This window comes from Arcicella sp. BE140, from assembly GCF_031456255.1.
Taxonomy (GTDB): Bacteria; Bacteroidota; Bacteroidia; order Cytophagales; family Spirosomataceae; genus Arcicella; species Arcicella aquatica.
On record NZ_JAVDUE010000009.1, the window covers coordinates 23,919 to 44,461 of the forward strand.

Below are 20,543 nucleotides of genomic sequence, written 5' to 3' on the forward strand. Positions count from 1 at the left end.
GTATAAATTTGTTGCAACTTAAAAACTATCAAGAATAGTCTTCGCATAATTTTTGGCTTGGTTCAAATGGGCGAATTCTTTCATTTGTTGATGATTACCAATGACCTGCTTGGTTGCCAGAAGTGTTTCAAGCTTTACTAAAAGGTCGTCTTCAATAGCTTCGTCAATAATTAAACCCAATTGTTTTTCAGCCGTAATTTTGCCCATTAAGCCGTAGTTATAAGTAATTAAAGGCTTCTGAGCACTAGCAGCTCTTACCATAATGGCACTCATTCCAATATGTTTTTGGTAGAGAGCCAATACATAATCTGCTACTTCAAAAAAAGATTGAATATTTTCATCTGCCACAAAATCGTTGTGAGTCACCACTTGTACCGTTTTTTTTTGGACTAGTTTGGCAAGCTTTTCTTCAAAAACCAATTTCTCATTTATATTCCAAGGACCAACAACCAATAAACAAACGTCTTTGGCTTTTTCATCCGAAAGCTGGGTTAGGGTATCCATTACCTTCGCTATGCCTTTTCTATCATCTAAATGGCCAAAAATCAAGAATACCGTTTTTTCAGGAGAGATTCCTAATTCATTTTTTAAGGTAATTGCAGGTTGGATACTTGGATAAATCTGGACAGGGTCTGGCAAAAATTTCACTTTATACGTTTGCCAATTGTTTTGAATAAATTCAACCGCAAAAGGGTCTAGACAAAATAACGTATTTAAAAACTTACGATGAGTAATCCCTCTTAATAGTAAATATTTACGCCAATAATTAATTTTTTCTTTGATAGAATAGGCTGGGTAATTAACCAATGTTGGGCGAAAGAATATCCCTGAAATTGGACAAGGAGGAGTTGGTTCTGTAAAACAAGCTAGTTGAAAATGGTCAAAATACATCATAAAGATAGACTTAGCTTGTAGTGCTTTAGCGTACTCAGAACAAATAGCCCATTCCAATTTGGCTCGTTTGATAACATTACTTTTAGCCTCTTGCCAATTGTTAAAAGTCTCCTTAGAAGTACTCATCCACTTGATATTATCGGATGTAGTATTTTGAATGATTGTCGGATGTTTTTCAAAAAAATCTGGATTCACCAAAACCGCTAACTGAAAATCATATTGCTCGGTCAAAAAATGTAAAAGCAAATGATATAAATAGCCTGGATGATGCCCGCTAGCATCAGGTTCAAAGATTAAAACAGTTTTTTGAAAACTCATAAGTTAATAAGTAAGTATTACAAAATGCTTTTGTAAACATTTAGTGTTTGGGTCGCGGTTTTTTCTGCCGAGAAGTTTTGTTGACGATTAAAGCCTTTTTCAATCAAGCTTTTTCTAAGAAATTTATCTTCGATGATTTGTGTGATTTTATCGGCAATATCTTCTTTGTCATTAGGATTGAAGTATAAAGCGGCATCTTGAGCCACCTCAGGAAAGCATGATGTATTACTTAATACTACTGGACAACCACAGGCAAAAGCTTCAAGAATTGGTATTCCAAAACCTTCGTATAAAGAGGGATATACAAAAGCTATGGCATTTTGGTACAAGTAAAATAAGGTATCGTCGCTCTGAAAATGAAAATGCTTTACTTGTGTTTGTAAATTTAAGCTATCAATTAATTCATGCTCTGTTTTGTTAAAATCACCTCCGCCTGCACAAAGTAACTGTATATCGGGATATTGATGTAATACAGAAGCAATAGATGTTACAAAGCCAGTAAAATTTTTATAATCGTTGCGTGCACCTACGTAAAGCAAGTATTTCTCAGGTGTTTTTACTTGAAAACCAACTGGTAATTGATGATTTCTGAAAGAAGAAGAATGGTAAATTACCTCAATTTTTTCGGGTTTTATTTGGTAAAACTCTAATAAATCCGCTTTAGTATTTTCAGAAATAGCGATAATTTTTGCGGCCTTGTTCAGTAGTTCTTGTTTTTGAGCATGACTAGCATTATCGATATGATTCAAATTAAAACGCTCTTTAATACAGTCGTGATAGGTAAGCACAAAAGGCTTCTTCTTGAGATGATTTAAGTAATAATTATGAAAAAAAGTAGGATGAAAAACGTCAAATTGACCTTTTTGTAGTTGAACAATACTATTCAAACGGTTTGTTCTCGACACTAGCATATTGGTTGGCATAAAACCAAAAATATGCCTAAATTCATTTGGACGACGAACAGAACTATTTTTTAAATATTCATTGTTTGAAAAGGGTAAGGATAGTTTTACACCAACACCCATGTCTACTAGCGACTCCATCAAATCATGAAAATAGCGCGCCACCCCTCCATATCTTTGTCCCGTAAATGCCTGATGATCGTATAGTATTTTCATATTTATTTAGTAGTGATTGAGTGAGTTGTGATTGAGTGAATTTTGAGTAGCATTACTTCTCAAATCACAAACAGAACTCATCTCAACCAATTCTCATTTCTCAAATCTTGTAGCTCAAAACTATTTGCTAAAAGCTATCTACTCTGCTCAAATCTAATAGCTCACTACTCAAAGCTGTTTGCTCAAAGCTGACTCATCAAAGCCTCAATTTCATCGGCTTCAATCGGAATATTTGCCATTAAATCAATGTTGCCATCTTCAGTAATCAGGATATTGTTTTCTAAACGAATACCCAATCCTTCTTCACGGATATAAATACCAGGCTCTATTGTAAAGACCATTCCAGCTTCAAAACGACGATATTTGTTCCAAACATCATGAACATCAAGTCCTAAATGATGCGAAACACCGTGCATGAAATACTTTTTGAATAGTGGTGATTCAGGATTTTGTTTCTCTACGTCTTCGCGCGTAAACAAACCTAAACCAATTAGCTCTTCTTCGATAAATTTCTCAACAGCTTGCTGATATTCATCCCATAAATTGCCTACTACCAAAATAGATTTTGCATATTTAAAAGCCCTTAACACAGCATCATATACTTGACGTTGGCGAGGCGTAAATTTACCATTTACAGGAATCGTTCTTGTTAAATCAGCATTATAATTTCCGTACTCAGCCGCTACATCCAATAGAATAACATCACCATCAAGACATGGGCGACTGTTTTCAATATAATGCAATACACAAGCATTAGCCCCCGAAGCAATAATAGGCTGATAAGCAAAACCTTTGGAACGATTTCTCACGAATTCGTGCAACAGTTCTGCTTCAATTTCATATTCAGTAACATTGGGCTTTACAAAATTTAGGAGTCTTCTGAATCCTAATTCTGTAATACGCATGGCTTCGCTCAACTGTTCAATTTCAATGGGATTTTTAATGACCCTTAATTGGTGCATCAGCGGAGCAAGTCGTTCAAATTTATGCAAAGGAAAATGCTCTTTAGCCCAAAGGATAAACTTTGCATCACGTGTTTGTACTACTGAATGGTTACGAATATGTTCGTTTGAATTCAGATAGAGATGTTCAGCTTCAAAAACCAAGGTTGTTAAAACAGCATCAAATTGGCTCATCCAATAAATGCTTTTTATGCCCGAAACCTCTTGTGCATGCTCTTTGGTATATTTATAACCTTCCCAGATGGCAATCAATTCAGAAGTTTCCCTCAAGAATAATATTTCTTTATGAGCAGGATTTGGGCTATCTGGAAACAATAAAAGGATAGTTTCTTCTTGATCAATCCCAGAAAGGTAGAACAAATCAGAGTTTTGTTGAAATCCCATCGTTCCGTCTGCATTGGTAGGCATTGGGTCGTTGGAATTTAAAATAGCTATAGATTTAGGTTTTAAAAGTTGCGCTAAGCGTTGACGATTTTCAATGAAAAGCGAGTTGTTGATGGGTAAGTATTTCATATAAAAAGAGTGTTATTTCTGGCACAGGTAAATGATTTCATCTTTAGGCAAAGCAAAACGTTTGATTTGGTCTGGTGGCATATTAATACCGAATTTATCTTCGGTTACTTTCCAGCCACCTTGTTCCAAACGTTTGTTATAATCTCTTCCGTAAATTCTGAAATGGTCGTCTTGCTTAAACAAACGTTCACGTTCTTTAGGGTCAGTAATTGTTTTGTCTTCAAAGGTAGTGGCTAAGCTCCAATCTTGTGGAGATTGCATGATTGCCCACCCCGTAGGTTTTAATACTCTTCTCATCTCACGCATACATTGAATATCATCATTTACATGTTCAAGTACGTGATTACAGAATACTACATCAAAAGTATTATCTTCAAATGGAATATGGTGTAAATCCATTTTTACTTTTGCTAATGGCGATTCAATATCAGCAGTGATATAGTCCAGATTTTTCATTTTCTCAAAACGATCGATGAAACAATACTCTGGGGCAACGTGTAATACCTTTAATTTATTAGTAAAGAAATTAGTCTTTTGCTGTAAATACATATACATCAAACGGTGGCGTTCTAAAGCCAGACAGTTCGGGCATAAAGCATTGTCTCGAGGTTCTAAACGCCCATAGGGTACAAATTTTGAGAATTTTGATCTACAAACTGGACAGGTTACTCTAGTGCCTCTTAAAAAGATAGCGTAGATTTTCATCACTAAGTGAGAAACTAATTGCAGGTATTTACGTGGAATGTTTCTGAGTGTCCAGCTAATAATTGATTTCATAATTAATCTTAAAACGGTTTATAACGCTCGTTTTGAATGAATATATGTGATAAAATAAAAAAAGGAATGATTGTTCACACAAAGGTAAAAAATCATTCCCAATTTCTAATTAACAAAAGCTAAGAAGCATTGAATACTATATTTCTCTAATCCAAATATTGCGGAAACTTACTAAGTTACCGTGGTCTTGTAAAGAAATAGGGCCTTTTTCATGAACAGGATTCGTTGGCTGTCCAATATAATTTGTAGCACCTTGGATTTTAGTATGGTTTTGTACAATTACTCCGTTGTGAATAACTGTTACATACGCAGGCGTTTCGATACCACCATTAGCTGTAAAGCGAGGAGCTGTATAGATAATGTCATATACATTCCAGTCACCCATTTTAGAAGTAGCATTAACTAGCGGAGGAGTTTGTTTGTAAATAGAACCTGCTTGACCATTTCTGTAAGTACGGTTTTGATACGAGTTCAACACCTGTACTTCATAAATACCATTCAGAAAAACCCCGCTATTACCTTTTTGTTGACCCTTCAAGGTTTCAGGTTCGATAGGTGAACGCCATTCGATGTGTAATTGGCAATCTCCAAAGTGTTTTTTTGTTGAAATACCACCCGTCCCTTTTGCAACTGTCAGAATACCATCTTTTACATCCCATTTAGCCGCTGAACCGTCTTTCGCTGATTCCCAACTATCTAAATTTTTTCCATCAAATAAAACTATCGCATCAGATGGAACAGCTCCGGGCGTAACTACTCTTACTTCTGGATCCCAGAACTCGGTAGCTTCTGGTTTATCTGGATTTTTTTGAGTAAAACGGAAATCTTGTGCATTGGCAGAATTCATTGAATAAGCAGCCAAACTAAGGCTTAAACCCAAAATAAATTTCTTGTTGATCGTCATTGAATTATAGTTTATGTTTATTTTAATTTTAATTTGCGTAAAATAAGGTATTTTGGCTATGCTAGCATAAATTTTGAGTAATATTTACTCAATAATGCAATATTCAAGAATATCTTGCGAATTAATACTTTATTTATGAAAATTACTCAAAGAAATTGGATAAAATTAGCTTTTCTGTGTGGATTTATGCTTATTATGAATGTAGCTAGTGCAGAAAAAGCTAAACAAACAGGGCTAGACTTGAATGTTATCTTAAAAGATAAAAAAATTCAACTTGTTAAAACCCAATTGCTTAAAGGCTGGACAATGCGTGCTAACGGAAGTAATTTCTATATTGAAAGAAATAATGATATTTTTTTGCCACAAACTGCCCTGAAAAGTATTGATACCAGAGCCAGCGTTGTGACAAAAACAGTTGGCAAGAAGAAAGTGTTGATGATGAAAACAAAGGCTTATTTTATGATGACTGTTGAAAAAAAACTTCCTTCCGACAAAGTGGCCATTCTAAGAAATAGCACAAAGGGAGTATATCAGACAGATAATTATACAATAATTTTGTGGCAAGAGCATGGCTTTACTTATTCAAAAAATACAATTCCTGATAACTTAAAAGATGAATTTCAAACAATTGAAACCTTAATAGGTAGCAGTTGGCAATAATTTCCGATTTAAAAAAAAACCAATATGAAACCTGATATTCCTAAAAAAGCACCCGGTCAAAAATTAGTGAAAAGAATGCCCTTGCGCACTAAGTTTATTTTGTGTGCTATTATTGGCTTACTTCTTTTTAGTTTTGGAATCTCTGTGGTAGGAACTGCTTCAACCATCAGAGCAGAACCTAATGTTGTTTTTTTTAGATGGTTTATTTGGGGATTGTATGGCTTAATCATTACAAGCATAGGATTGGTCTTTCTAGGGCAAGCTATCCGTTTCAGAGTATTAATGGATATGAACAAGCGTTTTAGTCGCCAAGAGAAAGAGATGACCAAACAAATTAAGAAGTTGAATCATCTTGGAGAAGTATTGCGTGGCAAAGAAGATAAAAAAACTAAAAACAATAAAGAGGATAAAAAGGAATAAAAAAAGAAAACCCCGTCAGTATTGACGAGGTTTAGATCTCTTAGAAGAAATTGTACAAATTACTTCGCAGCCTTCGCAGCAAACTCAGCTTTGATTGCCTCAATATCTACCAATTTAATTTCTGGAGTTTGAGTCAAATGCTTAATTGCATTGATTTTGTTAGTGGCTATAGCCTTGTTTCTTCTGTCTTTTCTTTTTAGTCTTGTAACAGCCATTGCGAACAGAGTTTTAAATTGAGGTGCAAAATTAGGAAGAATATATTTTTTAAACAAACATATAGGCAATTAATATGATTTTAGCTGTGAGCTTTGAGCAATGAGATGTAAGCTTAAAGCAAAAGTCTAGATTTTCGAGACTAAAATTCTACTATTTGTTTTAATTGCTAACATCTTAAGTCTAAAATCTAGTGTCTAGGGTCCAAAAATCTAAAATCTAGTGTCTAGCATCTAAAGTCCTAAAGTCTTCTAGTCATTCATCCCAAGAAGTCCAAGAAGAAATAAAACCCACGAAGTTTCCAAATACTTCGTGGGTTTTGTAATTTTGCAGTTCAAGACAATCCTGTCAATTTTCACGTTCTTGGGTTTATAACCCAAATTTTATTCCATGAAACCAAGTTTAGTAAAAGGTACGCGAGATTTTGGACCAGAGAAAATGGTTCGACGTAATTATATTTTTGATACCATTAAAGCCGTTTTTCAACAATTTGGTTTTCAGCCTATCGAAACGCCCGCTATGGAAAATCTTTCTTCATTAATGGGAAAGTATGGTGAGGAAGGAGACCAATTATTATTTAAAATATTAAATTCAGGAAATTTTTCTGAAAAAATTACACAAAAAGAATTAGATGAAGGCGCTAAGAAATTGACATTGAAGATTTCTGAAAAAGGCCTAAAATATGATTTAACAGTTCCTTTTGCACGTTTTGTAGTGATGAATCGTAACGAATTGGCTATGCCATTCAAACGTTATCAGATTCAACCCGTTTGGCGAGGTGACCGTCCGCAAAGAGGTCGCTACCGTGAATTTTATCAGTGCGATGCAGATGTAGTAGGGACTGATTCCTTGGTTTGTGAAGCCGAAATCGTTTTAATGATTCATCAGGTATTCAAAAGCCTCGGAATCAATTTTTCCTTAAAAATCAATAACCGTAAAGTACTTACTGGCCTTTCGGAAGCTATTGGTGCAGCAGGGCAGGAAGGAGCTTTAGCAGTTGCAATTGATAAATTAGATAAAATAGGCAAAGAAAAAGTTTTAGAAGAATTAGCCGAAAAAGGTTTTAGTGAAGATGCTTTAGCCAAACTAGACCCAGTTTTTGAAATATCGGGGACAAATCAAGAGAAATTTGTTAAGCTTTCAGAACTACTCCAATATTCTGAAACGGGTAAAAAAGGAATAGAAGAATTACGGGCTGTATGGGATTTGTTAAAATCTTTTGGGCAATCTGAAAAAAATATTGAACTAGATATTACCCTTGCCCGTGGACTATCCTATTATACAGGAGCAATTTTTGAAGTAAAAGCATTAGATGTACAAATGGGTTCTATCTCAGGTGGAGGTCGCTATGATAACCTAACAGGAACTTTTGGTGTAGATGGTCTGTCAGGCGTTGGAATTTCTTTTGGCGTAGATAGAATTTACGATGTATTAGAAGAATTGAACTTATTCCCTGACAATAATTCAGTCACCACTAAATTATTATTGTGCCATTTCGGGGCAAATGAATTAAACTATGCTTTGCCATTATTACAAAAAGCTAGACTAGCAGGTATTAATGCAGAGGTTTATCCAGATATTAGTAAAATCAAAAAGCAGTTAGATTATGCCGATAAAAAGCGAATCTCATATGTTTGTATCATTGGTTCAGAGGAGATGGAAACAGGGAAATTGACACTGAAAAATATGATTACAGGCGAGCAAGAAAAACTCACTTTTGAAGAGATAATCACCAAATTACAGTAAGTTTTAAAACGGCATTGATGAATCTAATATTTGTCAATGCCGTTTTTCGTTTAGTTCTACTATCATTTATTCCTTAATATTTTTACTTTTGGAATTATTAAACCAAATCATACAAAAACACTCTACAATGAAAAAAATATTTGTAAGCCTCGTTCTTACATTCCTCGTTTTTAGTTCTTTTGCCCAAAACTCATCTGGCGAATTAGACCCCATTCAGAAATTTATTGAAGTTAATGTTCAAATTCCTTTTCAGGCAAGGTTAGCTGACACACAAGGAATCGTGGCTGTTCGTATTACAATGGGTAACGATAATTTGCCTAAAAAATATGAAATAGTTCAGAATCTAACAGAAGATTGCAATGCAGAAGCCTTAAGAGTGATAAAGTTGATTCATCCTAAATACCTTTTGGACAGACTAGGAGCGAAGAAGGTCATGATTCTGCAAGTACCTTTTATCAATGAATACCCTCTTTTATTTGAAAAAGGATACTTCATTGAGTATTTTGACAGAGCAAAAAAGCCATACTGGGGTAATGAACCTGCCTTTGCAAGAAGATACTTGGTTGATACGCTCTCTGGAATAATCACTGGGAAGGCTGAATGTTTTAAGTTTGATGGTAAAAATCTAACACTTGTTGATGTTGCTCCGCTTAAAATAGACAGCACAGAAAGATATTCGCCTGAATTGTTTGAGAAAGCTACTGACACACTAAAGATTTACAAAAGGAATGCCTTAAGTAATGTGAGTTTTCCAACAATCAATCAGGCTATTTATCAAAATGGTAGGATAGCATACAGAACTTTTAATGAAAGAAGTTATGCTTATTATACCAATGGCAGTATTGCTACTTTTAGTAAAAAAGTTGAAGATGAAAACAGTCAGGTGACAGAAACGATGAAATGGTTCGCTAATGGGCTATTGGCTTCTATGAGTATTAGAACAGAGAATGAAAAAGGACTTACTGAGCGTTTTATAGCTGTTTGGGATACGCTGGGAAATCAGTTAGTGAAAAATGGAATAGGCAATTGTCAATTTTATGAAAAAGACGGTAATGATTTGTTTATTCATGCTGGATTAATCCAAGATGGATTCAAAGAAGGGAAGTGGATAGGTAATAGGAGAGGGGAAGTGGTTTATGAGGAGAATTATGAAAAAGGGAAATGTATCAAGGGTTTTTCCTTTGCCAACGGACAAACATTTGAGTATGCAGACCCTCAAATAAATGCTGAATTTATCGGAGGTATTCCTAGTTTTACAAAACATATTCAAAAGAATTTAAAATATCCAGCGGCTGCTCAAAGAGCGAATGTACAAGGCAAAGTGTATGTACAATTTACGGTTTGCACCGATGGTACATTGTGTGACTACAATGTGTTAAAAAGCGTTGGTTTTGGCTGTGATGAAGAGGCTATCAGAGTTATTCAGCTTTCAAACGGTAAGTGGGCACCGGGAAAAATAAGGGGGAAAATCACCAAAACTAAGTTTGTTTTACCTATTAATTATTTGATTGCCAATTGATTGTGTTTTGATATTAATGCCTTTTTTCTATAATGAAACTTTTATTTTATAAGGATATTACTATTTTTGGGAGATTGCTCTAACAACTCAATACAAACACACTTAAAATGAAAACAACGCTAACAAGCATTATTTTTGCCCTCTTCTTTTTTACTTCATTTGCACAAAATACATCAGAGGAAATTGACCCAATTCAACAATTTATTGAAGCCACAGTTCAGATTCCTTTTCTAGCACAATTCGATAATGTACAGGGGGATGTAGAGGTTCGTATTGCTATGGGAGACAACAATTTTCCCGCAAAATATGAAATAGTGAAAAGTTTAAGGAGTGACTGTGATACAGAGGCATTAAGAGTGGTGAAGTTGATTAATCCTAAATACCTTTTAGATAAATTAGGAGCTAAAAAAGCTATTGTTTTACAAGTGCCTTTTATTAATTCGCCCCATTTATCTTTCGTTAAAAACTATATTGTAGAATATTTTAATCAAGAAAAGAAGCCTGTTTCAAGAAGTGAAAAACCTAAATATGCTAGGAGATATATGGTAGATACTCTCTCTGGAAAAATCAATGGATATGTTGAAAATTTTATATACAAAGATGTAAATCCTGAATTAATTGAAATAGTAAAACTTTACATAGACACATGTGATAGCCATTGTTCTGAATTATTGGTGTCTTCAACAGATTTAATGAAGATTTATAGAAGAGATACATACTCTGATTTTATTTATCCATCAGTTACCCAAGCTTTTTATCAAAACGGAAGACTTGCGGACAAAAACCTCAATGACAGAATATATAGATATTATCCAAGTGGGAGTATTGCGAGTGTTAGTAGTAGAATAAAAGAAGACAAAAATGAAGGTATAAAAACAATAAAATGGTATGCTAACGGATTAATGGCTTCTATTTCAATTAATATTCAAGATAAAACTGAAACTTATGAGGGATTTATTTCGGTTTGGGATTCATTAGGGAAACAAACGGTTAAAGATGGAGAAGGTTTCTACGAATACTCGAAAAGAGATAAAAATGGATTGATTCATTATTCTGGTTCGATTAAAGGAGGTTTTAAACACGGTAAATGGAAAGGGCGAAATTCATTAGGCGAAATTTTATTTGAAGAGAATTATCAAGATGGGGAATGTTTGAATGGTTTTTCTTTGGTAGAAGGAAATAAATATGAGTACACGAATCCAATCGAGAAGGCCGAATATAGTGGCGGTACTACGGGTTTTATTCGACATTTACAGTTGAATCTGAAATATCCAGGCAGTGCTCAACGGAATAATGTACAAGGCAAAGTTTATGTTCAATTTACTGTTTGTACAGATGGAACCTTGTGTGACTATAATGTATTAAAAGGCATTGGTTTTGGTTGTGATCAAGAGGCCGTGAGAATTATTCGACTTATGAATGGGAAATGGCTTTCAGGGAAAGTAAGAGGTAAAGAAGCTAACACACAGATTATTTTACCATTCAACTTTAAATTGGCTGAATGAAAATTATTTACTATTTAACGATAAAATAATTAATTCTTTTCTCTAATTATATTCTAGCGCGGGGGTAATTCTCCAAAATAAAAACCCACATGTAATGCTTGAATCAAATACATGTGGGTTTATCATAGTCGATTTCAACAACCTATCTCCAAGCCTTATAAGCATTAATCAACGCATTGGTTGAAGAATCGTGTGAAGTGATAGTCTCTTCACTTGTAAGCTCAGGTAAAATTTTGTTAGCCAACTGCTTGCCTAATTCTACACCCCACTGGTCAAAGCTATAAATATTCCAGATTACCCCTTGTACAAAGATTTTGTGTTCGTACATGGCTACTAAACTCCCCAAAGTACGTGGTGTCAGTTGTTTGAACAAAATAGAGTTTGTCGGGCGATTTCCTTTGAATACTTTGAAGGGTGCTAATTCAGCAATTTCTTCGTCAGATTTCCCTGCTTTCTTAAATTCAGCAACTACTTCATCTAATGTTTTACCATTCATCAAAGCTTCTGTTTGTGCAAAGAAGTTTGATAATAACAATGTATGATGATTACCAATTGGGTTATGAGAAACAGCTGGTGCTAAAAAGTCGCAAGGAACTAATTTTGTGCCTTGGTGAATCAATTGATAAAAAGCATGTTGACCATTCGTGCCTGGTTCTCCCCAAATGATTGGACCTGTTTGATATGAAACCTCCTTACCATCACGCCCCACATATTTCCCATTCGATTCCATATCTCCCTGTTGGAAATAAGCCGCAAAACGGTGCATGTATTGGTCATAAGGAAGGATTGCTTGGGTATCTGCTCCGAAGAAATTATTATACCAAATTCCCAATAAAGCTAAAATTACTGGAATGTTTTCACTGAAATCTGCTGTACGGAAGTGCTTGTCCATGGCATGAGCACCCTCTAATAATTCAACGAAGTTTTCAAATCCAATTGATAAAACGATTGATAAGCCAATAGCCGACCATAGGGAGTAACGTCCACCAACCCAATCCCAGAAACCAAACATATTATCAGCATCAATACCAAATTCTACTACTGATTTTTCGTTGGTAGAAATGGCCACAAAGTGTTTTGCTACATCTTCAATCGAACCACCATTTTCCAAGAACCAGTTACGTGCCGAATGAGCATTAGCCATGGTTTCTTGCGTAGTAAATGTCTTAGACGCAATCAAGAAAAGGGTAGTAGCTGGATTTACTTTTTTCAACACTTCGGCGATATGCGTACCGTCAACGTTAGAAACAAAGTGTAAATTCAAATGATTTTTATAAGGCTTCAAGGCTTCTGTAACCATTACTGGGCCTAAATCCGAACCCCCAATACCAATATTCACCACGTCTGTAATGGCTTCGTCTGAATATCCTTTCCAAGCACCAGAAATTACTTTTTCAGAAAAACCTTTCATCTTCTCTAAAACAGCATTTACATCAGGCATGATTTCCTTTCCATCTACACCAATGGGAGCATTAGAACGGTTTCTTAGGGCAACGTGCAATACAGCACGCTTTTCAGTTTGGTTAATCATATCGCCTGTAAACATTCTTTCGATGGCATCGTCCAATTCACATTCATTGGCCAAAGCCACTAAGATAGCTTTTGTTTTTTCGTTGAGTATGTTTTTAGAATAATCCACAAGAATGTCTTCAAAACGAATTGAGAATTTATCAAAACGTTCGGCATCATTTGCGAAGAGTTCTTTTATAGAAGTAGTATCAATTTCAGATTTGTGCTTTGTCAGTAAAGAAAAAGCATGAGTTTGGTCGAAAGGAACAGATTTTAACATAATTGCTTTTGTTATTTTTAAGTAATAATTTCTGGTTATACTCACAAAAGTACAAAAGACTGCTGAATTAGTAGAGATAAAGCCTTTAGGATTTTGTTAAGAAGATAATTAATGTTAGCATAAAAATCAAATGACAGTACTTTATTGATAATGGTCGCTACATCTCTGAATTACATTCTCTAAATTGCCTTTTTGTTAAGCTTTAATTTTAATTATTAAATATTTGTAAATGTAATTTGCTGTTAATCAATCTGTTGTTAAGATGTTTAAGAAAAGAGTTAAGTCTTTATTCAAAAAAAGACGAAATACTTCGCCGAAAATTCTCTAACTTTGTATCCCGTAACTAAGGGTTGCGGAACTCCATTCTTCCTCTGTACAATTTTTGTGCACATCCTCTTAGAAAAATTCAAACTTCAATTTTATTACAATGTCAGGTAAAGGGCAACCTAAAACCGCAAAATATATTTTCGTTACGGGCGGTGTAACTTCATCTTTAGGAAAAGGAATTATTGCTTCATCATTAGCTAAATTATTACAGGCTAGAGGGCTATCAGTAACTATCCAAAAATTGGATCCATATATCAATATTGATCCGGGAACGTTAAACCCTTATGAGCATGGTGAGTGTTATGTAACCAACGACGGAGCGGAAACGGATCTTGATTTGGGTCATTATGAGCGTTTTTTGGGCGTGCCTACTTCACAGGGGAATAACATTACCACAGGTAGGGTTTATTTTAATGTAATTACAAAAGAACGTCGTGGTGATTATTTAGGAAAAACTGTTCAAGTAGTTCCGCATATCACTGACGAAATCAAACAAAATATTCTTTTGTTGGGTGCTACGGGACAATATGATATTGTCATTACTGAATTAGGAGGCTGTGTGGGTGATATCGAATCTCTACCATTTATCGAGGCTGCTCGTCAGTTAAAATGGGATTTAGGAGAGAAAAATACGCTTTTTATTCACCTTACCTTAGTGCCTTATATCGCTGCTGCGGGTGAATTGAAAACTAAGCCGACACAACACTCAGTACGTGCTTTGTCTGAATATGGAATCCAGCCAGATATTATTGTTTGTCGTACAGAACATCCAATTCCACAGGAAATGCGTCGTAAAATCGCTCTTTTCTGTAATGTTTCGCCAAATGATGTAATCGAAGCGATGGATGCAGAAACGATTTATGATGTGCCTTTGTTGATGCGTAAAGAGAAACTAGATCAACGTGCTTTATATAAATTAGATATTTATAATGACAAAGACGCTGACTTAGAACAATGGAAGAATTTCTTAGGCAAACTTAAAAACCCAACGGAACAAGTTACCATCGGTTTGGTGGGTAAATATGTTGAACTGAAAGACTCTTATAAATCTATTTCAGAAGGATTGATTCATGCTGGAGCCGTAAATGAAACGAAGGTAAATGTAATTTGGATTTCTTCTGAAAACTTAGTGGAAGGTGATTATCGCAAGAAACTAGAAAGCCTTGATGGTATTTTAGTAGCCCCAGGCTTTGGCGAAAGAGGTATCGAAGGTAAAATCAATGCGGTAAGATATGCTCGTGAAAACAAAATTCCTTTCTTTGGTATTTGTTTAGGGATGCAATGTGCAGTAATTGAATATGCTAGAAATGTAGTTGGTCTAGAAGATGCTCACTCGTCTGAAATGAACAAAGAAACACCATACCCAGTAATTGATTTGATGGAAGAACAAAAATCTATTACGAACAAAGGTGGAACGATGCGTTTAGGTGCATACTCTTGTAAATTAGAAAAAGGTTCTTTAGCACATCATGTATATGGCAAATTGAACATTCAGGAGCGCCACCGCCACCGTTATGAATTCAATAATGCTTATTTAGAGCGCTTTAAAAATGCAGGAATGGTGCCAACAGGTATTAATCCAGATTCTGGTTTAGTGGAAATTGTTGAATTAAAAGACCACCCATTCTTTATCGGTGTGCAGTTTCACCCAGAGTACAAATCGAATGTAGCAAACCCTGCTCCATTATTTGTACACTTTGTAAAAGCTGCTTTGAAGAATGCTATTCCTTTGATGAAAGGAAGTTCTAAGTAACCTTTTATCATTTAAAATGATTTAATAAAAGATAAGTCGTAATTTTGCACCGCTAAAGTCAAAAGCTTTGGCGGTTTTATTTGATGCAAAGTTTTTAGATTTCGTTCAGGTTTTTAGGAAAATAAATACTTAGAGAATAAAACCGACAACAATAATAGATAACCGATGAGTGTATAACCGCACAAAACTCGAAAAAAAGACAAATTTACTAAAATAATGATGGACAAAAATCAAGTAACGGGGCTGTTGTTGATAATGGCGATGTTGCTGGGATACCAGTTTTTCCTAGCCCCTAAGGTTGAACCTGAAAAAGCACCTGAGAAAGCTAAAGTAGCCCAAACTGCCACTGTACATAAAGTTGCAACGGTGGATTCAGTTGCTTTAAAAGTTGCCGCTGGCGATTTCGCATCGGCTGCCATAGGTACTGCACAAGAACTTGTTTTAGAAAATAAAGACATTAAAGTAGTGTTCTCTACTTTAGGTGGTAAAGTAAAACAAGTATTATTAAAGAATTACGAGACTTACAATTCATTTGCTAGCCAGAAAAAAGAACCACTTGTAATTTTTGATGAGGCTTTTGACAAAGTAACTTTTGATCTTCCTACTACGAAAGGAAATGTTGATTTGAATAAATTGTACTTTACTACTGCTTCTAAAGGTGGAGTGGTTGCAGAAGGACAATCGCAAAAAGTTAGCTTTACTTTAAACTTAGCAAGCGGACAAAGTATAGAACAGACTTATACACTAGGCGGAGAAGGCTTTTTGTTAGACCAAGATGTGAAACTACAAGGGTTGGATGGTTTATTGAAAAACGAATCAGCTAAATTAAACTGGATTGAAAATGTTCGTCCAACCGAGAAAGATTTAACAGAAAACCGTAAAGCTACTGTCAATTACTTATTGAACGAAGATGAGGATTTTGACCAATTGGCAGAAACACCAACGGGTTCAAAAGAAGAATCGTTAGATAAGCCTTTGAAATGGGTTTCATTCAAGAAAAAATACTTCTTATCGGGCTTTATTACTAAAAATGCACCTATCCAAAAAGCACAGATTGTAGCTACTGCTAACGAAACAGATTCAGTTAATATCAAGACATTGAGAGCTAACATGGATTTGGATTTGGCAGACTTAAAATCAGGCAAAGGAAATTATCAATGGTATTTTGGTCCTAACGATTATAATATCATCAAAAATGTAGCACCGGGCTTCGGGAAAAACGTAAAATTGAGTTATGATATTTTCTTGCCAATTACACGTTATGTATTCGTTCCGCTTTTTAATGTGTTAGAAACAGTATTCAGTAATTACGGTTTGTTAATTATTGCGTTAGTATTAATCATCAAATTTGCGTTATTACCACTTACTTATAAGTCGTATGTAAGCATGGCTAAAATGAGAATTTTACAGCCAGAATTGAATGCTATCAAAGAGAAAGTAGGAGATGATGCAGCGGCACAACAGCAAGCACAAATGAAATTGTATGGCGAAGTAGGCGTAAGTCCGCTGAGTGGCTGTGTTCCTGTCTTAGCTACGATGCCAGTATTGATGGCGGTATTTATGTTGTTCCCCAACTTGATTAACTTGCGTCAGCAATCGTTCTTATGGGCAAATGACCTTTCTACTTTTGACTCTATCGCTACTCTACCGTTCAGTATTCCATTGTATGGTAACCACATCAGTTTGTTTACCTTATTGATGACGCTCTCAAGTATTGCTTATGGTTATTATAACAACCAAAATACGCCCGACCAAACAGGACAACCGATTGACATGAAGAAAATGGCTTATGTTACCCCAGTAATATTCATGTTCGTGATGAACTCGTTGCCTGCTGGTATGAGCTTCTATTATTTTGTTTCTAACTTAGTGACTATCGGTCAACAAATAGGTATTCGTAAGTTTGTAGATGAAGATAAAATCAAAGCAGTTTTAGAAGAAAATCGTAAGAAAATTGCAGCGGGTGGTGTGAAGAAATCTCGTTTCTCAGAATACATTTCTAAGCAAATGAAGGCTGTTGAAGAAACACAAAAAACTCAGCAAGCTGACCCTAAGAAAAAGAAGAAATAGGCATAGCCTTATTGTTGGGAACATAACTATAAATGAAATGTTTGCTTAAACATTAACATATATCAATTAAAAAAGCGGTTAGAAACTAGTTTTCCGACCGCTTTTTTGATGCTAAATCTGGAATTTATCATGGTTGAAATCCCCTTTGATAGAGTGATTTTTATCAAAATTGCATCGATAAAATACCTACTTAATACATTAATTCATCATTTACAGCCTTAGGATTAGTGCCATATTGATTATCAAAAGGTTCTCCTTCAGTAACCAATAGAACGAGTAACCATATTACTCCAGCAAAGGGGATCAATACAATTAAGAAATACCAGCCACTTTTACCAATATCGTGTAGTCTCCGTGATAATACGGCTAAACCTGGAATAAGGGTCGCTAGTGCATACAAACCATAAATTGGTCCATATCCTAATAATGGGCTTGCTGTACCCAAAACGTTATCAACAATAACGGCAACAAATGCAAATAGCATATTGAATAAAAAATAATACCAGTATTCACTTCTTCTGGCTCTGCCTCTAAATGTAGCGTAGTTTTGTAAAACTTGTAAATAATAATTCATTTGAATAGTATAGATTATGTGTTTTCTTTACTCATTTGGCTTTTCGATTACGCCCCGTTTTATGATGGTCTCTGGTCTCCATAGTTTATAATAAAATTTGGTAATACTAAATGGCGAGCAATTATAAATTTTTATACTGTTCTACTTCTTCTTTAGGATTTGTACCATATTCATTTTCACCTGCGTTGCCTTCTGAAACTAATAATACAAATAGCCATACTGCTCCTATAAATGGGATAAGTGCAATTAAACAGAACCATCCACTTTTTCCTACATCGTGAAGTCTTCTAACCAAGACCCCTAGACCAGGTGAAAATATACCCAATGAGTATAATAAAGTAATAGGGCCATAACCAATAAGTGGCATAGCGATACCAAAAATATGGTCTGCTATCAGCGCTATAAATGAAAAAAATAAGTTAACAAACATAAAATTCCAATATTCACTCCGTCTAGCTCTACCCGTGAAAACTGCATAATTTTGTATAACTTTTAAGTAGTAATTCATATAATTTATAGTTGATTGGTTACTCGTTAGTTTTTATCGTAGACGCTCGTCTCCACAGCATGAAAACTAAGAAAATGATAATTATATAAAATAAGCGTTAAAAATTCTACCGATGATAGGGACATTAATGGGGGAAAATAAGCAAGCAGAATGAAAAAACACTTGCTTTATATTTTGGCTATTTTGGCATATTTATTTGATAATACATTACTTGGTCGTTTATAAGTGTTAGAAAATGAATAACATACACACAGCATATTATTTGATTTTATAAACATAGTAAAAAGATTATTGAATAACAAAAATATTTTGAAGCTTATGATAGGTGAATAATAATAGGGTTTACTAGCTTATTTTAAACATTCTAGTCAGGATACAAATTATTAGCTTATTTGCTCATTTTCTTTATCTTTGTTAGGTATCAACATTCATCAATAATCCTTACAATACTCTATGAAGCTATTTTTGTTAAGTATTTTGCATATCCTGACTTTGTCAAATAAACCTGATTCACTTGAAAATAGTCCTCCTCAAGAACGTTTACAAAAATATGTTAATGGTTTAGCTACTACGCCGTTTATGACAAATGGGATGGTGGGGGTATGTATCAAATCAGTTACCAATAATAAAGTATTAGTAGAATACAATGCCCAGAAAAGTCTTGCTCCAGCTTCCACTTTAAAACTAATTACGTCTGCTACAGCATTATCAACCTTAGGTGAAGATTATACTTATACTACTAAGTTAGATTATAGCGGACAAATTACAGATTCTATATTAGTTGGTAATATTATCATCAAAGGTGCTGGCGACCCCTCTTTCGGAAGTGGACGAATAGATAAACAAATGGATTATAAGATTTTGTTTGAGAGTTGGGCTCAAAAAATCAAGGCTTTAGGGATTAAAGAAATTAGAGGAAGGGTATTTGCCGATGGTAGTTTGTTTGAAGAAAATGTATTGCCCGATACGTGGATTTGGGGAGATATTGGGAATTATTATGGTGCAGGAGCATATGGATTAAACATCAATGAAAATTTATTTTATGCTACTTTCAAACCAAGTACTTATTTAGCAGAGGCTTCTTTGATAAAAACTATTCCAGACTTACCATATTATCAGAAAATCAATAGGGTACAAACAGATAAGCCTCATACTGGTGACCAAGTAAATATATACAGTACGCCTTATCAAGATATTTTGGTGATGCAAGGCTATGTACCAGCAGGGGATACTTTTTCCGTAAAAGGCTCTATTCCCGACCCGCCTTTGTTTGCAGCCTATTTCTTACAGAAAAAACTGGAGGAATTAGGCATCAAGGTAAATGAAAGTCCACTGTCATCTATGGAAGTAAGCAAAAAAAGAATTGTTTTCCAGAAACCATTTCAAACGATGAATATTGCCAGCTATTCATCACCAGCACTTAAAGAGCTAGCCAAAGCGTGTAACTACCAAAGTATTAATTTATATGCGGAGGCTTTTTTGAAGACCTTCTCTGTGTCTTATTCATTCGGTAACACTACGAAAGATGCTGTAAAAGGGTTGAAACAAATTTGGCAAAACAGAGGACTTAATTTATCGGGCTTTAATGTAAAAGATGGGAGTGGTCTATCACCTATGAATAGTCTTACACCTGCCAACATGACAGATATTTTGAAAGCCATGTACACTGAAAAATCATTTAAAGCCTTTTATGAGTCTATTCCTGTGGTCGGCGAATCGGGAACGGTAGCTCATTTAGGGAAAAAAACAAAAGCTGTTGGTAATGTTAGGGCAAAGAGTGGCTCAATTGAAGGAGTAAGGGCTTATGCTGGATATTTTACAGCGAAAAATGGAGAATTAATGTGCTTTTCGTTGATACTGAATAAATATAATTCAGATTATGGTTCAGCGACAAAAGAGTTAGAAAAGTTGATGATGATGATGGTGGAGTTGTGAAAATTAGTTGTGATTTAGTGAATTATGATTTAGTGATT

17 protein-coding genes are annotated in these 20,543 nt (G+C 34.9%); 8 read left to right on the plus strand and 9 right to left on the minus strand.

Annotated elements, in window-relative coordinates; translation table 11 throughout:
- Positions 1-18: 18 nt before the first annotated feature.
- The 5 genes from J2Y60_RS13645 to J2Y60_RS13665 all read right to left on the minus strand — a co-directional run bounded on the left by J2Y60_RS13645 (position 19) and on the right by J2Y60_RS13665 (position 5,486).
- A complete protein-coding gene (locus tag J2Y60_RS13645) occupies positions 19-1,212 on the minus strand; it encodes a glycosyltransferase (RefSeq protein WP_309918598.1) in 1,194 nt (397 codons plus the stop codon).
- Between the two features lie 17 nt (positions 1,213-1,229).
- Entirely contained in the window at positions 1,230-2,330 is a 1,101-nt protein-coding gene (locus J2Y60_RS13650; RefSeq protein ID WP_309918601.1) for a glycosyltransferase family 1 protein, read from the minus strand.
- A gap of 182 nt (positions 2,331-2,512) precedes the next feature.
- On the minus strand, positions 2,513-3,805 hold the full coding sequence (locus J2Y60_RS13655; RefSeq protein WP_309918604.1) for an aminopeptidase P family protein: 1,293 nt from the start codon (positions 3,803-3,805) through the stop codon (positions 2,513-2,515).
- Positions 3,806-3,817: 12 nt separating this feature from the next.
- A complete protein-coding gene (locus J2Y60_RS13660) occupies positions 3,818-4,582 on the minus strand; it encodes a class I SAM-dependent methyltransferase (protein ID WP_309918607.1) in 765 nt (254 codons plus the stop codon).
- A gap of 136 nt (positions 4,583-4,718) precedes the next feature.
- The gene (locus J2Y60_RS13665; RefSeq protein ID WP_309918610.1) at positions 4,719-5,486 is read right to left on the minus strand and encodes a DUF1080 domain-containing protein; all 768 of its coding nucleotides are present in this window, start codon (positions 5,484-5,486) and stop codon (positions 4,719-4,721) included.
- 135 nt (positions 5,487-5,621) lie between these two features.
- Between J2Y60_RS13665 and J2Y60_RS13670 the strand changes: the two genes are divergently transcribed.
- Complete coding sequence (locus J2Y60_RS13670) at positions 5,622-6,146, plus strand: hypothetical protein (RefSeq protein WP_309918613.1); 525 nt, start codon at positions 5,622-5,624, stop codon at positions 6,144-6,146.
- Positions 6,147-6,170: 24 nt separating this feature from the next.
- Positions 6,171-6,566, plus strand: a complete 396-nt coding sequence (locus J2Y60_RS13675) for a hypothetical protein (RefSeq protein ID WP_309918615.1) — start codon at positions 6,171-6,173, stop codon at positions 6,564-6,566.
- A gap of 59 nt (positions 6,567-6,625) precedes the next feature.
- Here J2Y60_RS13675 and J2Y60_RS13680 read toward each other — a convergent pair whose 3' ends face one another.
- The gene (locus J2Y60_RS13680) at positions 6,626-6,781 is read right to left on the minus strand and encodes a hypothetical protein (protein ID WP_309918619.1); all 156 of its coding nucleotides are present in this window, start codon (positions 6,779-6,781) and stop codon (positions 6,626-6,628) included.
- 388 nt (positions 6,782-7,169) lie between these two features.
- Here J2Y60_RS13680 and hisS point away from each other — a divergent pair, with 388 nt between their 5' ends.
- From hisS to J2Y60_RS13695, 3 genes are all read left to right on the plus strand, one after another.
- A complete protein-coding gene (gene hisS / locus J2Y60_RS13685) occupies positions 7,170-8,525 on the plus strand; it encodes a histidine--tRNA ligase (protein WP_309918622.1) in 1,356 nt (451 codons plus the stop codon).
- A 127-nt stretch (positions 8,526-8,652) separates the two neighbouring features.
- Positions 8,653-10,044 (plus strand): energy transducer TonB, encoded by a 1,392-nt coding sequence (locus tag J2Y60_RS13690; protein WP_309918625.1) that lies wholly within the window; start codon positions 8,653-8,655, stop codon positions 10,042-10,044.
- 107 nt (positions 10,045-10,151) lie between these two features.
- Positions 10,152-11,549 carry a TonB family protein gene (locus J2Y60_RS13695; RefSeq protein ID WP_309918628.1) on the plus strand — a complete coding sequence of 466 codons (1,398 nt, stop codon included), beginning with the start codon at positions 10,152-10,154 and terminating at the stop codon, positions 11,547-11,549.
- Between the two features lie 142 nt (positions 11,550-11,691).
- Here J2Y60_RS13695 and pgi read toward each other — a convergent pair whose 3' ends face one another.
- Entirely contained in the window at positions 11,692-13,338 is a 1,647-nt protein-coding gene (gene pgi, locus J2Y60_RS13700; protein WP_309918630.1) for a glucose-6-phosphate isomerase, read from the minus strand.
- A gap of 427 nt (positions 13,339-13,765) precedes the next feature.
- Between pgi and J2Y60_RS13705 the strand changes: the two genes are divergently transcribed.
- Entirely contained in the window at positions 13,766-15,418 is a 1,653-nt protein-coding gene (locus tag J2Y60_RS13705) for a CTP synthase (protein ID WP_309918633.1), read from the plus strand.
- Between the two features lie 216 nt (positions 15,419-15,634).
- Complete coding sequence (gene yidC / locus J2Y60_RS13710; RefSeq protein WP_309918635.1) at positions 15,635-17,488, plus strand: membrane protein insertase YidC; 1,854 nt, start codon at positions 15,635-15,637, stop codon at positions 17,486-17,488.
- Positions 17,489-17,678: 190 nt separating this feature from the next.
- Here the strand turns inward: yidC and J2Y60_RS13715 are convergent, their stop codons facing one another.
- Both J2Y60_RS13715 and J2Y60_RS13720 read right to left on the minus strand, forming a co-directional pair.
- Positions 17,679-18,062 carry a DUF805 domain-containing protein gene (locus tag J2Y60_RS13715; RefSeq protein WP_309918638.1) on the minus strand — a complete coding sequence of 128 codons (384 nt, stop codon included), beginning with the start codon at positions 18,060-18,062 and terminating at the stop codon, positions 17,679-17,681.
- A 121-nt stretch (positions 18,063-18,183) separates the two neighbouring features.
- A complete protein-coding gene (locus J2Y60_RS13720; RefSeq protein WP_309918640.1) occupies positions 18,184-18,570 on the minus strand; it encodes a DUF805 domain-containing protein in 387 nt (128 codons plus the stop codon).
- Between the two features lie 453 nt (positions 18,571-19,023).
- Here J2Y60_RS13720 and dacB point away from each other — a divergent pair, with 453 nt between their 5' ends.
- Positions 19,024-20,505: a D-alanyl-D-alanine carboxypeptidase/D-alanyl-D-alanine-endopeptidase gene (gene dacB, locus J2Y60_RS13725; RefSeq protein WP_309918642.1), complete on the plus strand. Its 1,482-nt coding sequence runs from the start codon at positions 19,024-19,026 to the stop codon at positions 20,503-20,505.
- The last annotated feature ends 38 nt before the right edge of the window (positions 20,506-20,543 follow it).

What these genes read in the sequence shown, in the direction of transcription:
- J2Y60_RS13705 (WP_309918633.1), top strand. Translation starts at nt 13,766, where the DNA reads ATGTCAGGTAAAGGGCAACCTAAAACCGCAAAATATATTTTCGTTACG.
- J2Y60_RS13655 (WP_309918604.1), bottom strand. Translation starts at nt 3,805, where the DNA reads ATGAAATACTTACCCATCAACAACTCGCTTTTCATTGAAAATCGTCAA.
- J2Y60_RS13680 (WP_309918619.1), bottom strand. Translation starts at nt 6,781, where the DNA reads ATGGCTGTTACAAGACTAAAAAGAAAAGACAGAAGAAACAAGGCTATA.
- J2Y60_RS13695 (WP_309918628.1), top strand. Translation starts at nt 10,152, where the DNA reads ATGAAAACAACGCTAACAAGCATTATTTTTGCCCTCTTCTTTTTTACT.
- dacB (WP_309918642.1), top strand. Translation starts at nt 19,024, where the DNA reads ATGAAGCTATTTTTGTTAAGTATTTTGCATATCCTGACTTTGTCAAAT.
- hisS (WP_309918622.1), top strand. Translation starts at nt 7,170, where the DNA reads ATGAAACCAAGTTTAGTAAAAGGTACGCGAGATTTTGGACCAGAGAAA.
- J2Y60_RS13675 (WP_309918615.1), top strand. Translation starts at nt 6,171, where the DNA reads ATGAAACCTGATATTCCTAAAAAAGCACCCGGTCAAAAATTAGTGAAA.
- pgi (WP_309918630.1), bottom strand. Translation starts at nt 13,338, where the DNA reads ATGTTAAAATCTGTTCCTTTCGACCAAACTCATGCTTTTTCTTTACTG.
- J2Y60_RS13660 (WP_309918607.1), bottom strand. Translation starts at nt 4,582, where the DNA reads ATGAAATCAATTATTAGCTGGACACTCAGAAACATTCCACGTAAATAC.
- J2Y60_RS13665 (WP_309918610.1), bottom strand. Translation starts at nt 5,486, where the DNA reads ATGACGATCAACAAGAAATTTATTTTGGGTTTAAGCCTTAGTTTGGCT.
- J2Y60_RS13670 (WP_309918613.1), top strand. Translation starts at nt 5,622, where the DNA reads ATGAAAATTACTCAAAGAAATTGGATAAAATTAGCTTTTCTGTGTGGA.
- yidC (WP_309918635.1), top strand. Translation starts at nt 15,635, where the DNA reads ATGATGGACAAAAATCAAGTAACGGGGCTGTTGTTGATAATGGCGATG.
- J2Y60_RS13715 (WP_309918638.1), bottom strand. Translation starts at nt 18,062, where the DNA reads ATGAATTATTATTTACAAGTTTTACAAAACTACGCTACATTTAGAGGC.
- J2Y60_RS13645 (WP_309918598.1), bottom strand. Translation starts at nt 1,212, where the DNA reads ATGAGTTTTCAAAAAACTGTTTTAATCTTTGAACCTGATGCTAGCGGG.
- J2Y60_RS13650 (WP_309918601.1), bottom strand. Translation starts at nt 2,330, where the DNA reads ATGAAAATACTATACGATCATCAGGCATTTACGGGACAAAGATATGGA.
- J2Y60_RS13690 (WP_309918625.1), top strand. Translation starts at nt 8,653, where the DNA reads ATGAAAAAAATATTTGTAAGCCTCGTTCTTACATTCCTCGTTTTTAGT.
- J2Y60_RS13720 (WP_309918640.1), bottom strand. Translation starts at nt 18,570, where the DNA reads ATGAATTACTACTTAAAAGTTATACAAAATTATGCAGTTTTCACGGGT.